Genomic DNA, 14073 nt, shown 5'->3' on the forward strand with positions numbered 1-14073 from the left:
TGCAACGGCAGTGATCGTTTCCTAGAAAAAAGTACGTTCCACCTGTAGCGACCGCCCAAAGGTAGACCAAAAGTCTCGCTTTTTGGGGTGCTTCAAAGGAGAACGTCCTTTTTTTGAGTATTATCGTTGACAAGTGTAAACGATAATTGTAAAGTAGAATAAGATTACAACTGTAAACATAAAAGGTTAATGGGTTTGCCTAGCAAGCAAGGAGGAAGGAAACAATGATCGAAAAGAATTATGGGGTAAAAGGGATGACCTGTGCGTCTTGTTCCCAGACAGTCGAAAAAACAGTCAACAAGCTGGCGGGGGTCGACCAAGCAGCGGTCAATTTGGCTACTGAAAAATTACATATTCGTTATGATGAGCAGCAGCTCACCGAAGAAACACTCGCTGCGGCCATCAAAGCAGCGGGCTATCAACTGATCGGCTCTCAAAGACAAGAGACCTTTGCCATCTCGGGCATGACCTGTGCGTCTTGTGCCCAAACAGTAGAAAAAGCTGTCCAAAAATTAGCCGGTGTGGAGCAAGCCTCCGTCAATCTGGCAACAGAAAAACTGACGGTCAGCTATCAACAAGATCAAGTGACCGCCGCGAAGATCGCAGCTGCCGTGAAAGAGGCGGGCTATGATGCACAGCTGCCGACCGCTTATGCCGACAAGGTGGATTCAAAACAGGCAGAGATTCGTGCTTTATGGCAACGGTTTTGGCTTTCAGCGCTCTTTACGATCCCCTTGTTCTATTTGACGATGGGGGAAATGATCGGTTTGCCGATCCCTGGCTTTTTAGATCCGATGGCCTATCCAGTCAATTTCGTTACCACTCAATTGCTTTTGGTCTTACCGGTGATGGTCCTCGGTCGCGCCTTTTACATTGCTGGTTTCAAAGCGCTTTGGAAAGGCCATCCCAACATGGATTCCCTCGTCGCATTGGGAACCAGTGCTGCCTTCTTTTATAGTATTTATGGGACCGTGATGGTCTACCTGGGCACGACCCACTATGCGATGCACTTGTACTATGAAACGGCCGCCGTTATTTTGGCATTAGTAACCTTAGGAAAATACCTTGAGTCGGTCTCGAAGGGCAAAACCTCCGAAGCCATCAAGAAGTTGTTGGATCTCGCACCGAAAAAAGCCCGCGTGCTTCGCGGCAGCGGGCATCAAGTCGAAGAAGTCGAAGTGGGTATTGAAGAAGTCGCAGCTGGCGATATCTTAGTCGTACGACCTGGTGAGAAGATTCCTGTGGATGGGATCGTTACCCAAGGCCGCTCTGCCATCGATGAATCAATGATCACCGGAGAAAGCTTACCTATCGAAAAACAAGTCGGTGATCGGGTGATCGGCGCCAGTATCAACAAAAATGGCTCGTTTCAATACGAAGCCACCAATGTGGGAGAAGATTCAACGTTAGCGCAAATCATTCAGTTAGTAGAAAATGCCCAAGGCTCCAAAGCGCCAATTGCTCGCATGGCTGACAAAGTTTCGGGTGTGTTTGTCCCGATCGTCATGGTCTTGGCGGTTTTTGCAGGACTTGCCTGGTTTTTCTTAGGACAAGAAACCTGGATCTTCTCATTGACCATTACGATCTCTGTATTAGTGATTGCTTGTCCGTGTGCCTTAGGATTAGCGACACCGACCGCCATCATGGTGGGTGCGGGCAAAGGGGCAGAAAATGGCGTCTTGATCAAAAGCGGCGATGCGTTAGAAACAGCTAGAAACGTAACGACGATCGTCTTTGATAAAACCGGCACGATCACAGAAGGCAAACCAGTCGTAACCGATCTCCTGCCTGCAGGTAATCACACGCCGACGGAATTGCTGCAACTGGCGGCTTCTGTTGAAAAAGACTCAGAACATCCATTAGGCGAAGCCATTGTGATCGAAGCCCGCACGCAAGCCCTCGCCCTACAAGAAGTTGACGGGTTTGAAGCGATTCCAGGGCATGGGATTCAAGGAACGATCGCTGGCAGTCCAGTCCTATTAGGCAACCAGAAATGGTTGGAAAAACAAAACGTTGCCATCGATGGCCTGATCGAGCAAGCCCAACAATTGGCTCACGAAGGGAAAACACCGATGTATGTTGCCAAAGACGGCGAAGCGATCGGGATCATCGCTGTGGCAGATACTATCAAAGAAAGCAGTCGAAATGCTATTGAACGGTTGCATCAAATGGGCTTGTACGTAGCAATGATCACGGGGGACAATGCCCGAACGGCCCAAGCCATCGCCAAACAAGTCGGTATCGATGAAGTGATCAGTGACGTCTTGCCAGAAGATAAAGCCGCCAAAGTAGCTGGCCTGCAAGCCAAAGGCCAAAAGGTTGCGATGGTAGGTGACGGGATCAACGATGCGCCGGCGTTAGCCCAAGCCGATGTAGGGATCGCGATCGGATCCGGTACCGATGTCGCCATCGAATCGGCAGACATCGTACTGATGCGCAGCGATCTGATGGACGTCCCATCAGCGATCGAGTTAAGTCGGGCAACCATCAAAAACATCAAAGAAAATCTTTTCTGGGCTTTTGCTTATAACGTCTTAGGCATCCCTGTCGCAATGGGTGTGCTACATCTTTTCGGTGGCCCCTTGCTCAATCCAATGATCGCTGGGGCGGCCATGAGCTTCAGCTCGGTATCCGTTTTATTAAATGCCTTGCGGCTGAAACGATTCCAACCCTCAGCGAAAAAATAACCGAAGTAACGAATGCACCAACAAAAAGACCTGCCCACGGTTTCTGATGGAAGAAAACCGTGGGCAGGTCTTTTTAGTGCTGGACATCTAAATAAGAGTAGGCCCGCACGTCATAACGGTTGCGACTACGGGAAAATTCAATGGGTGAACCATTTTTCTGATAGACTATCTGTTCGATCTCTAAGACCGGATCATCGGCTTTACAGTCCAAATACTGTTGATCGTACGCGGTACTTTTATCAGCGGCGATGGTGCGGTAAGCGCCAGCAAACTGGACCCCTAGTTCCTCTTTGACATAACGGTAGATAGAACTTTCTAAATGGCCACGAGTTAAATTGGGCACCAAATGGACCGGCATATAGGTATATTCTAAAATAAACGGTTGGTCTTCAAGAATCCGCAAGCGGACAATACTATAGATCGGCTGTTCTTCCGTCAACATCAACTTTTCTTGGATCGTTTGGTCAGGAAATTCGACTTGAAAATCGATGACCTGACTGACTAGCTTGCGGCCAGCTTTGCCCATTTCCGTTGACAAGCCTTCATAGACCGTTAAAGCAGTGGTGTCTTTTTTTAAGAATGGGTGGTTCAATATTTTTGTTCCAGCGCCCCGCTGAGAATAAACCAGTCCTTCCATGGCTAAAATACCGATGGCTTTTTTGACGGTCATCCGGCTGACTCCGAATTCCTCGACTAAATCAGTTTGATTCGGCAGTAAGCTGTCAGGCGGATACGTGTTGTTTTTGATACGTGTGCGTAAAATATTGGCAATTTCTTGGTATTTTGGCATCTGATCACCTCGCAAGAAGTATAGCTGAAAAAAGCGGTTTCGACAATCAAACCTTGGTTTTTTTATAAAAAGAACGGCTGACTGAAAAAATTCAGCCAGCCGTTGCGCTTAATCGATCGATGGTTCTGCTTGACGATCTAAAACACGTAAGAATGGATACCAGATCAAGCCGACGATCACCACGTCAATGACTTGCAGCAAACCACCTAACCAAGAGTTGGTTGCTAAGACACCACTGAAGACCACTGGAACGGTCCAAGGAACAGAAACACCAGTTGGTGCAGGAACAAGTCCAGCCGCCATCACTAAGTAGTTGAAGGTCGTTACCACAAGAGGTGCCACGACCCAAGGAATCAGGATTGTCGCATTCAAGACGATCGGCATACCGAAGATTGCTGGTTCGTTGACGTTAAAGATCCCTGGTGCTAAAGCCAAACGACCAACATCGCGGTATTGTTTTTTCTTCAATACAAAAGCCATCAAGATAACAACTGCTAACGTCATACCAGAACCGCCTAATCCAACGGTGAAGGTTTCCATAAATGGTTTTGTGACGATATGCGGCAGTGCATCCCCATTTTGATACGCCTCTAAGTTGTCTAACATTAATGTATTCCAAATCGGGTCCATCACAGAGTTGACGATGATTTGACCATGTAGACCGAAGAACCAAAGGAATTGAACAAAGAACAAAGCCAATAGAGTTGCTGGCAAGCTGCTGCCTAGTCCAGTCAATGGTTTTTGGATCAATTCATAAACCAAGTCATGCAAGTTGGCATTGAAGACACCCGTCATGATGGCATTGATCACTAAGAATACCGTTAAGGTGATAATTGCTGGAATCAAAGCGGCAAAGGATTTAGAAACTGCTGGTGGCACCCCATCAGGCATTTTGATCTGCCAGCCGCGTTTTGTGATGCGGCAATAGATTTCAGCTGCCAAAAATGCTGCGATCATCCCGATAAACATCCCTTTTGCGCCAAGACGATCAAGAGACAGCACACCGGAGATCGTTTCGCCAGATTCAGTAGTCATAAAGAAAGGAGTCAAGATCAAAAAGCTGGCAAACGAAACGGCACCACCAAAAATCCCTTCCACATCATATGATTTTGATAAATAATAGCCAATACCGAAAGTAACGAAAACAGTCATGATACTCATTGTTGCATTTTGCCCATTGCCAAACAGTGTTCCTAATGTTCCTTTAGTGGCATCACTGAAGAAGGGCAGGTTGTTTAAAACGACCACGATCGATCCAAACATAGTGATTGGGAACGAAAGCATAAACGCGTCCCGCAAGACGGTCAGGTAGCGATTTTGTCCTAAGGCATTCGCCAAGGGCAAAATCTTTTCAGATAACTTGTCCATAAAACCATTCATTATTAGTTCACTCCTTAAATTTCTTTTTGCAATCGATTACATTGATAATGTATCATGTTTTATTTTAAATGTCTATACATTTATTTTAAAAAAGATTGATTTTTGTAACTGCTTCCTTTATGATTAGGGCAGCAAAGAAAAAATGAGGAGTGAAAGAAGATGGATTATCAATTTCCAGCAGGCTTTTGGTGGGGGTCAGCCGCTAGTGGCCCACAAACAGAAGGTGTATTTGAAGGCGATGGCAAAGGGGCAAGCATCTGGGATTACTGGTATCAGCAGGAACCAGAGAAATTTTTCAATGGGGTAGGTCCTGAAAAAACCTCGCAAGTCTATACACGCTATCAAGAAGATATTCAACTAATGAAAGAAACCGGCCATACGACGTTTCGGACGTCGATCCAATGGAGTCGTCTCTTCCCGCAAGGCAAAGGAGAAGTCAATCAAAAAGCCGTTGATTTTTACAATGCCTACATTGATGAGTTGATCGCCAACGGGATCGAACCTTTCATGAACCTTTACCACTTCGATATGCCGATGGCGCTGCAAGAAAAAGGCGGCTGGTTGAACCGAGAGACCGTGGATGCCTATGTCGCATTTGCGCAAACCTGCTTTACATTATTTGGTGATCGTGTCAAGAAATGGTTCACTCATAATGAACCGATCGTCCCTGTTGAAGGCGGCTATCTTTACCAATTCCATTATCCGAATGAGATCAACATGAAACATGCAGTCCAAGTTGGGTTCCACGAAACGTTGGCGAGTGCTAAAGCCATCAAAGTCTATCATGAGATGAACCTTGATGGGGAGATCGGCATCATCTTGAACTTGACGCCAAGCTATCCAAGAGATGAGAACGATCCAGAGGATGTCAAAGCAGCGCAAATCGCGGATGCCTTCTTTAATCGTTCTTTCTTAGACCCTGCGGTCAAAGGCACGTTCCCAGAAGAATTAGTGACCATCGTCAAGGAATTGGATATGGTACCAGCGATGGAAGCCGATGATTTACAAACGATTCGCGAAAATACGATCGACTTGTTGGGGATCAATTATTACCAACCTCGTCGTATCATGAAGAAAGAATCACCGATCGATGAAGCGAAAAGTCCAATGCCTGATGATTACTTTGATAACTATGATATGCCAAACAAGAAAATGAACCCGTATCGCGGATGGGAAATCTATGAAAAAGGGATCTATGATATTTTGACGAACACGCGAGAAAACTATGGCAATATCAAGTGCTACATTTCTGAAAATGGCATGGGTGTCGAAGGAGAAGAACGTTTCGTCAATGCTGATGGCGTGATCGAAGATGATTACCGCATCGAATTTGTCTCTGACCACTTGAAGTACGTCCACCAAGCGATCCAAGAAGGAACCAATTGTGTTGGCTACCATATGTGGACCTGCATGGACAACTGGTCATGGACCAATGCTTACAAGAACCGTTACGGATTTATCTCCGTTGACTTAGCAAATGATGCTAAACGAACGGTGAAAAAATCAGGTCGTTGGTTTAAAGAAGTTTCAGATAATAACGGCTTTTAATAACAATGAAAAAAGCAATGCTGTAGGAATCAGCATTGCTTTTTTTTTGTAAAATCGCGGATTTTTCTGTCTAATTTCAATGGGGGTATTCTATTAAAAAACCACCTGTTTTTGCAAATGATAAGCTGGGTTAAATAAAAGAACAGTTTTGATAAAGAAAAGACTAGACATGGAAACGTTCTCGTGGTATTCTTTAGTAGAAATCGGTTTCATTATTTTGTTTAGGGTTTGAAAGGAGAAAAAACAATGGATAAATTTATTGGATTTATGGAGAAGCACTTTATTCCGATCGCTTCTAAAATAGGCTCTCAAAGACATCTAGTGGCCATTCGTGACGGATTTATCGTAACGATGCCGTTGATGATCTTAGGCTCTTTTGGGGTATTGATCAACAACTTACCAATTCCTGCCTATATTGATTTTATGAATGGCATTTTTGGTGAAGGGACATGGCAAGCCTTTGGGAACAACTTGTCAGCAGGTACTTTTTCAATACTTGGTCTGTTAATCGCTTTCACAGTAGCGTATAATTTAGCTAAAAGCTACAATCAAGACGCATTAGGTGCTGGGGCGATCTCAGTTGCAAGTTTCTTCGCATTAGGTGCAATGGCGACAGGCCCAGATGGTTTGTTAACAGCTGCCGGACTTGGTTCTCAAGGATTATTTTTAGCATTAATCGTATCGATCATTTCTACTGAGATCTTCCGTCGTCTAGCTGGCAACCCACGCTTAGTCATCAACATGCCTGATGGAGTACCACCAGCAGTATCACGTTCATTTGCTGCGTTATTCCCAGCAATGATCACCGTATCGATCTTTGCTTTGTTTACAGCAATTTTCCAAGCATTTGGTGTGACAAGTATCGTATTGTCCTTCTATGAATTGGTGCAACAACCATTCATGGGCTTGGCAAACTCTTACCCAGCTGCTTTGCTATTAGGTTTTATCTCTGCATTCTTATGGTTCTTTGGTTTGCATGGTGCCAACATCATCGACCCGTTCATGCAAACGATCAATGTGCCAGCGATCGAAGCAAACGCACGAGCATTAGAAGCAGGCACAGATTTGCCTTATATCGTCAACAAACCATTCTTTGATTCTTTCGTGAACATCGGCGGAACAGGCGCGACACTAGGTCTTCTGATTGCGATCTTTTTAGTTGCTCGTCATCATAAAGCGTATATGACTGTCGCAAAACTATCCGTTGCACCAGGTGTGTTCATGATCAATGAACCAGTGATGTTTGGGTTACCCGTTGTCTTGAACCCAATCTTGTTCATTCCATATGTGTTGACACCACTTGTTTTAGTAACGACTGCTTATTTTGCAACTGCAACTGGTTTAGTTCCTGCAAGTACCGTCATCGCACCATGGACGACGCCACCAATCATCGGCGGTATTTTGTCGACACAAAGTATTGCTGGCGGAATCTTGGCAGCTGTTAACTTGATCTTATCGGTCGTTATCTACTTGCCATTCGTGAAAATGGCGCAAATTCAAGAAACACGCCGTTTAAAAAATGCGTAATGTCTGATCGAGTTGATTAGAAACAAGCGCCAAACGTAATAGACCTTATCCGGCCGCGATCAGAGTGCAATACCCCTTATCACACTGCTTCATTGGAAGGTGCAGTGGTGTGATGACACTCTTTTCGTTTGGCCGGTTCTTTTCTCGTTTTCCAATCAATACAACACACGTTTTGGAGGTGGCAAAATGCCCAAATATATGGAGATCGCAGATGTTCTGCGTAAAAGAATCAAGGACGGAACTTATCCGAAAGACAGTCTTTTACCTTATCAAACAGAGTTAGTGGAAGAGTTTGGCGTCAGCCGAATGACGATTAAAAATGCGGTGAATATCCTGATTATGGAAGGCTTGCTGCTGACAAAGCGCGGCTTAGGGACCAAAGTTTTGAATCATTCCTTTTGGGGCAAAGATACCTCATCGGTGACAGAATACAAAGGCCTGAGCTATCAAATGAAACAAGAAAAACGGACGTTGACTAGCCAAGTCATCACCTTTGAAGTCTGTTTTCCTACAACAAGAATTCAAGAGATGCTTCAGATCACTGCTGAACAACCAATCTACCATGTGATCCGTTTGCGGATCTTAGAAGGTAATCCATACATACTTGAGCATTCCTATATGCCATTGGATCTGGTCAGCGGTTTGACGAAAGAGATCTTGGAAGAATCCGTCTATGACTATCTGTTGCAAGATTTAGGCTACAAATTTGCTGGTGCTTATCGGACCTTTCAGGCTGCCAAAAGTGATGAATACGATCAAACCTATTTAGCGTGCCAAGCAGATGATCCAGTATTGGAATTAGAACAGATCATCTATTTAGAATCGGGACGTCCAGTGGACTATTCCTGCAGCCGCAATCGGTATGATGTTCGTGGCTATTCCATGTTAGACATGAAGCCTGATCTGTTACAGCACCGCAAAAAGTAACGGCTTACAAAATGCTTCTTCAACGAAAAAACGCTTCATAGCTACTGTTGGCTATGGAGCGTTTTTGTTTTGACTTAAGAAGTGGGTTGGTTTTGATCACCTAGTTTGGCTAAGATAGTTTCCGCAACGGCTTTGGGGATGCCAGCTTGCTGGATCTCTTCCACGGAAGCTGCTTGGATGTTTTTTAACGACTTGAAGGTTTTCATCAGCTGTTGCTTGCGTTTTGGTCCTAAGCCAGGAATTTCATCCAGTTTGGAAGAAAAGCTGTTTTTGCTGCGCAGTTGGCGATGGAAGGTGATCGCAAAACGATGGACCTCATCTTGGATCCGTTGCAGCAAAAAGAATTCCACAGAATTGCGTTCCAGCTGGATCGGATCTAAAAATTCCCCGAAAATCAACTCGCTGGTTTTGTGTTTGTTGTTCTTCACTAAACCGGCAACAGGAATATCTAAACCTAGCTGGTTATGCAGCACTTCTTGGGCGGCACCGACTTGGGCTTTCCCACCATCGATGATGATCAGATCAGGAAAAGGCAGGTTTTCTTTTAGGACACGAGAGTATCGGCGATAGATGACTTCTTGCATAGAGCCATAATCGTCGCCGCCTTGTGCAGTACGAATCTTATATTTCCGATAATCATCTTTAAACGGCTTCCCGTCGACAAAAACCACCATTGCAGAAACCGGATCGGTCCCCATGATGTGGGAGTTATCGAAGGCTTCGATCCGATAAGGTGTCGCGATCCCCATGGCTTCGCCTAGACGATCCACTGCACCGATCGTCCGTTCTTCAGTACGCTCGATCAACGCAAATTTTTGTGCCAAGGCGATGCGGGCATTTTTATTGGCCAAATCGACTAATTTCTTTTTGTCGCCTCGTTGGGGCTGCAGGACTTTGGTTTCCAGCAGCGCTTCTAATGGGGCAGCATCGACATTTTGCGGAACAAAGACTTCTTTGGGAATGAAGTGTTCATTCTTTTGGTAAAACTGGCCGACGAAGGTCAAGAAATCCTCATCCGCTTCATTGTAGAAAGGAAACAAAGAGACTTCTCGTTCGATCAGCTTTCCTTGACGGATAAAGAAGACTTGGACACACATCCAGCCTTTGTCGACACTGTAGCCAAAGACATCACGGTCCATTAGATCGGTCAGGGTCATTTTTTGTCGCGTCATGACGGTATCGATCGCTTGGATCTGATCCCGCAGCTCAGCCGCTCGCTCAAACTCTAACGTTTCAATGGCTTCGCCCATCTTCTCTTTCAGATCTTTCAAAATATCGACATGACCGCCATGGAAAAAGTGTTTGACTTGATCCACGATCTTCTGATAATCCTTAGGGTCTACATTGTTGACATAAGGACAGACACATTGACCCAAATGATAATAAAGACAAGGCCGCTTTTGAGAAGGACCGCATTTTCGCAAAGGAAAGAGGCGATCCAGCACCCGTTTGGTTTCGTTGGCTGCTCGTGCATCAGGATAAGGGCCAAAATATAAAGCCCCGTCTTTTAAAACTTTACGAGTGATGATCAGACGCGGATAGCGCTCTTTAGTCACTTTAATAAAAGGATACGACTTGTCGTCCTTTAACATGATATTGTATTTTGGTTTATTTTTTTGAATCAAATTGATTTCCAGCAGCAAGGCTTCCGTATTTGATTCGGTAACGACGTACTCAAAATCATTGATTTCTTGAACGAGCCGTTCGGTTTTCGTATCGTGACTGCCGGTAAAATACGAACGGACACGATTTTTTAAAATTTTGGCTTTCCCAACATAGATGATTTTGTTATTTTTATCTTTCATTAAATAACAACCAGGTTGATCAGGAAGCAGCGCTAATTTGTTCTTGATTTGTTCGTTCATTTCAAGATCCTTTCTTACTGGTTTGCTTCACGAACTGCAAAAGTAGTCAAAGGGTGGTCTAAGCTCTCCTCAAAAAGGGGAACATTAGAGCCCATAGCCAGTACTCTTCATTTTAGCACAAATTTCTTAAGAAACAATCAAACGGACCAGATCGGCAGCGAGGAAGCGTAATCGTAAGAAAAGGTTAAGAAATCCCACGAGGCGGTGGTTCCCCCAAAAAAATCAGTTTGTTTTTATACGCTTGCCACCTGTGAGGGATCGTTTTGCGACCACTCCTGAATGAAGGTTCGCAATCCCTCGATGGCTGGTTCTGTGACTACTTTGCGCTGGATGAGGTAAAATTGGCGCTCAAAGTTTTTATCCAGCAGTTGATAGCCAATGCCGTGGGCGGCTCGTTTGGAAAGGATCGAACAGCCAAAGCCTTGTTTCAGCAAAGCGACGATCAATTCATTGCTGGCGATCTCAATGATCGGTCCTTGAATATTCTGTTCCTCCAGATAGCGTTTAGTGTAATAGTAGACACCAGAACTCGCTTCACGGACGAGCCAAGGACCGGCTTGGGGATCACCGGCTAAGACGAGCTGATCTTTCAAAATCGGGAAACGCAAAATACTTGGTGCAGATAAGGGTTTTTCAATGATCCCTAAATCTAGTTGATGTTGTTCAAGCGCTGTTAAGACTTCAGCGGAGTTCATCATCGATACCCGAAAACGCACCGTGGGAAAGGCGTTGTATAAAGCAATCATCAAGTCAGGCATCAACGCCATCGCATAGGTATGAGAGATGCCTAGGGCACAGTGACTTTGATGCTGTGTGTTGGTATGGATCTCGCTGGCGATTGTCGACCACTCATCCAATAAATTCAGTGCCTTTTCGTAAAGGTACTCTGCTTGGGGCGTGGCGATCACGTTTTTGCGACCATTGCGTAAAAAAAGCGGTGTATCCAGGTCTTGTTCCAACTGCTTGATTTGAGCAGAAACCGTGGGCTGCGAAATAAACAGCAGTTCGGCAGCTTTCGAAAAATTTTTCGTTTCATAGACCATCTTAAAGGTCTCCAGTAATTTTAGCATTGCAATCCCTTCCATTAGAAAATTCAATCATAACTATTATACCAATAAATCCTACTGATCGGTCAATCTGTGTATAATGGATGTTATATGAAAGGATGAAAGCAATGAAGCAACGACAAACAGCTTTGATACTTCCCGGTTTGTTCCTGTCCTTTTCGGTAGCCGTCATCGCCCGAATCATGGCTTTGGCTGTGCCAAAATTAGGGGGAGCAACCCTTGCAATTTTATTAGGAATCATTTTAGGAAATACATTGTTCAAGCAAGAACGCTATCAAGTCGGGACGAAGGTTGCGGAAAGTCGGCTCTTGGAATATTCGGTGGTTTTGCTGGGCTTTACCGTCACTTTCCAGACCATCAGTGAAATGGGCCTTCGGGGCTTTCTCTTTATTTTGCTGATGATGAGTTTGGTCATTACCGCTGCTTATTTGATAGGGAAAAAAATGGGCTTTAATCAAAAGATGAGCCTGATGATGGCAGGCGGCAACGCTGTCTGCGGGTCCTCTGCGATTGCGGCGATCGCACCAGCCATTGATGCCGATGATGAAGAAAAAGGGCAGATCATCACCTTGGTCAATCTTTTAGGAACAGTGATGATGCTGACGCTGCCGTTTTTAGGCTTGGCCTTATACGGCGATGATCTGTTGCAAAAAAGCGCCTTACTTGGTGGCACGCTGCAATCCGTCGGACAAGTCGTGGCGGGGGCTAGTTTGATTGATGCCGACACCGTCAAATACGCGATGCTCTTTAAAATCGCGCGCATCATCATGTTGGCAGTCGTCGTCATTGTTTTTGAACGAATGACGACAAAGACCCCCACCAAAACCAAAGCCAAAGGCAAGCTGCGGCTGCCGATCCCTTGGTATGTGTTGGGCTTCTTGACCATCTGTATCTTGAACAGCTTCTTGCCGCTGCCTAGCTGGTTGAATGAGGGCGCTCATTTTATCAGTACGTGGTTTGAAACGACGGCGTTGGCAGCCATTGGTTTGCGCTTGGATTTCCGCAAGTTTTTAAAAGAAGGCCCGCGCTTTTTATTCTATGGTCTTTCCGTTGGTGCTGTCCAAACCGTGGGTGCTGTTGCATTGATTTGGTTGCTGCGGCTCTAATTCACAAGAGGCACGACCCATAAAGCACGTTTGAAGCGCACGATTGTTTAACGAAAAAAGCCACGACGGTTGATCGAAGGGCACGCTTTGCTGTTTCTGTTGGAAGAGGCAGCAAGGCGTGACTTTTCAGATCAACTGTCGGGCTTTTTTTAGCGGCAAAGAAGGTTAGACGGGTACTTGGATGACTTGAACACCTTGTTGCTCAATCAAATCGATGACTTTGGGATCAGAATAATGATCGGTGATCAGCAGATCGATAGCCGCAATTGCGCCAATCGTAAAATTGGATTGCTTACCGATTTTGCGATAATCCGCGATAACGATCAACTTGCCAGAATTTTCGATGATTTTCGCATTGACTTTGGCTTCGTGGATCACTGAAGTGGAAATGCCGGTCTGTAAATCTAACCCACTACAGCCAATGATCGTAACATCAGAACGAACGTGAGAAAATGACTCCACGGCGATGTCTCCTGACAATGCCGCTTTAGGGTAACGTATTTCGCCGCCACTTAAAACAATCGTTGATTTTGGATGGTGTTCCATTTGGATCACACTCGTGTTGTTCGTCAGCAAACTGATTCGTTTGTCTGTGAGATGGCGCAACGTTTGAGCCGCACTGGTACTCGTATTGACGAAAAGGGTATCGCCATCTTTTACTTGGCGAGCCGCTTCTTTGGCCAGTCGATCTTTGATGTACTCGATCGAGTCGGTGGGATGCGCTTCATCTTCATAAGCTTCACAGTATTCGATTTTTCCGTGGGTTTGTTTGATCTGACCCATCTCACTGAGGACAGTACAGTCTCTGCGGATCGTCATCTCTGATACTCCCAACTGATGACTGAGGGTCCTCACATCAGAAAGACCAGATGCTTTTATCAAATCGATCAATTGTTTTCTTCTTTGCCTCACTTCTTCATTGGAACGTTTCACGATACTTCCTCCTCACATGCGCTTTTTTCTATTATTGTCTTCTATCATTTGTCTAGCTTGCAATTATCCTGTGCAGCAAAATCACGTGTCTCTTTCTCACGAATTCGCGGGAAAATCGCACAGCTGTCGTTTAGAAACTGCCATTTTTTTATCGTTTCTGCTTTCGAACTCATTTTAACATATCACAGAAACATTACCATATATATTAAATAATCACATTTATTTCTCGGTAAATTAACATAT

General features: G+C 45.0%; 10 protein-coding genes. 5 read left to right on the plus strand and 5 right to left on the minus strand.

All coding sequences use genetic code 11. From position 1 onward, the window contains the following. The first annotated feature begins 224 nt into the window (after positions 1-224). Positions 225-2687: a heavy metal translocating P-type ATPase gene (locus tag IGI78_RS00730; RefSeq protein WP_195265565.1), complete on the plus strand. Its 2463-nt coding sequence runs from the start codon at positions 225-227 to the stop codon at positions 2685-2687. Between the two features lie 73 nt (positions 2688-2760). Here IGI78_RS00730 and IGI78_RS00735 read toward each other — a convergent pair whose 3' ends face one another. Together IGI78_RS00735 and celB are read right to left on the minus strand one after the other, a co-directional pair. Beyond that, on the minus strand, positions 2761-3477 hold the full coding sequence (locus tag IGI78_RS00735) for a GntR family transcriptional regulator (RefSeq protein ID WP_142426412.1): 717 nt from the start codon (positions 3475-3477) through the stop codon (positions 2761-2763). A gap of 108 nt (positions 3478-3585) precedes the next feature. Then, positions 3586-4857 (minus strand): PTS cellobiose transporter subunit IIC, encoded by a 1272-nt coding sequence (gene celB, locus IGI78_RS00740; RefSeq protein ID WP_005226670.1) that lies wholly within the window; start codon positions 4855-4857, stop codon positions 3586-3588. Positions 4858-5016: 159 nt separating this feature from the next. Between celB and IGI78_RS00745 the strand changes: the two genes are divergently transcribed. From IGI78_RS00745 to IGI78_RS00755, 3 genes are all read left to right on the plus strand, one after another. After that, the gene (locus tag IGI78_RS00745) at positions 5017-6405 is read left to right on the plus strand and encodes a glycoside hydrolase family 1 protein (RefSeq protein WP_010748556.1); all 1389 of its coding nucleotides are present in this window, start codon (positions 5017-5019) and stop codon (positions 6403-6405) included. Positions 6406-6651: 246 nt separating this feature from the next. Beyond that, the gene (locus tag IGI78_RS00750; RefSeq protein WP_061053571.1) at positions 6652-7932 is read left to right on the plus strand and encodes a PTS sugar transporter subunit IIC; all 1281 of its coding nucleotides are present in this window, start codon (positions 6652-6654) and stop codon (positions 7930-7932) included. A 186-nt stretch (positions 7933-8118) separates the two neighbouring features. Next, on the plus strand, positions 8119-8859 hold the full coding sequence (locus IGI78_RS00755) for a GntR family transcriptional regulator (protein ID WP_008376546.1): 741 nt from the start codon (positions 8119-8121) through the stop codon (positions 8857-8859). 74 nt (positions 8860-8933) lie between these two features. Here IGI78_RS00755 and uvrC read toward each other — a convergent pair whose 3' ends face one another. Beyond that, a complete protein-coding gene (gene uvrC / locus IGI78_RS00760) occupies positions 8934-10724 on the minus strand; it encodes an excinuclease ABC subunit UvrC (protein ID WP_015508751.1) in 1791 nt (596 codons plus the stop codon). Between the two features lie 233 nt (positions 10725-10957). Beyond that, on the minus strand, positions 10958-11809 hold the full coding sequence (locus IGI78_RS00765; RefSeq protein WP_140965215.1) for a LysR family transcriptional regulator: 852 nt from the start codon (positions 11807-11809) through the stop codon (positions 10958-10960). A gap of 65 nt (positions 11810-11874) precedes the next feature. Between IGI78_RS00765 and IGI78_RS00770 the strand changes: the two genes are divergently transcribed. After that, on the plus strand, positions 11875-12897 hold the full coding sequence (locus tag IGI78_RS00770) for a YeiH family protein (RefSeq protein ID WP_060791641.1): 1023 nt from the start codon (positions 11875-11877) through the stop codon (positions 12895-12897). A 165-nt stretch (positions 12898-13062) separates the two neighbouring features. Here the strand turns inward: IGI78_RS00770 and IGI78_RS00775 are convergent, their stop codons facing one another. Then, a complete protein-coding gene (locus tag IGI78_RS00775) occupies positions 13063-13830 on the minus strand; it encodes a DeoR/GlpR family DNA-binding transcription regulator (protein ID WP_081117676.1) in 768 nt (255 codons plus the stop codon). Between the last annotated feature and the right edge of the window lie 243 nt (positions 13831-14073).

The sequence above is a fragment of the Enterococcus sp. DIV1767 genome, from assembly GCF_050542585.1.
Taxonomy (GTDB): Bacteria; Bacillota; Bacilli; order Lactobacillales; family Enterococcaceae; genus Enterococcus_D; species Enterococcus_D innesii.

Bases quoted from the DNA above. Each gene is read 5' to 3' on its own strand.
- IGI78_RS00730 (WP_195265565.1), top strand. From the start codon at position 225: ATGATCGAAAAGAATTATGGGGTAAAAGGGATGACCTGTGCGTCTTGT.
- IGI78_RS00770 (WP_060791641.1), top strand. From the start codon at position 11,875: ATGTTATATGAAAGGATGAAAGCAATGAAGCAACGACAAACAGCTTTG.
- celB (WP_005226670.1), bottom strand. From the start codon at position 4,857: ATGAATGGTTTTATGGACAAGTTATCTGAAAAGATTTTGCCCTTGGCG.
- IGI78_RS00735 (WP_142426412.1), bottom strand. From the start codon at position 3,477: ATGCCAAAATACCAAGAAATTGCCAATATTTTACGCACACGTATCAAA.
- IGI78_RS00750 (WP_061053571.1), top strand. From the start codon at position 6,652: ATGGATAAATTTATTGGATTTATGGAGAAGCACTTTATTCCGATCGCT.
- IGI78_RS00755 (WP_008376546.1), top strand. From the start codon at position 8,119: ATGCCCAAATATATGGAGATCGCAGATGTTCTGCGTAAAAGAATCAAG.
- uvrC (WP_015508751.1), bottom strand. From the start codon at position 10,724: ATGAACGAACAAATCAAGAACAAATTAGCGCTGCTTCCTGATCAACCT.
- IGI78_RS00745 (WP_010748556.1), top strand. From the start codon at position 5,017: ATGGATTATCAATTTCCAGCAGGCTTTTGGTGGGGGTCAGCCGCTAGT.
- IGI78_RS00765 (WP_140965215.1), bottom strand. From the start codon at position 11,809: ATGGAAGGGATTGCAATGCTAAAATTACTGGAGACCTTTAAGATGGTC.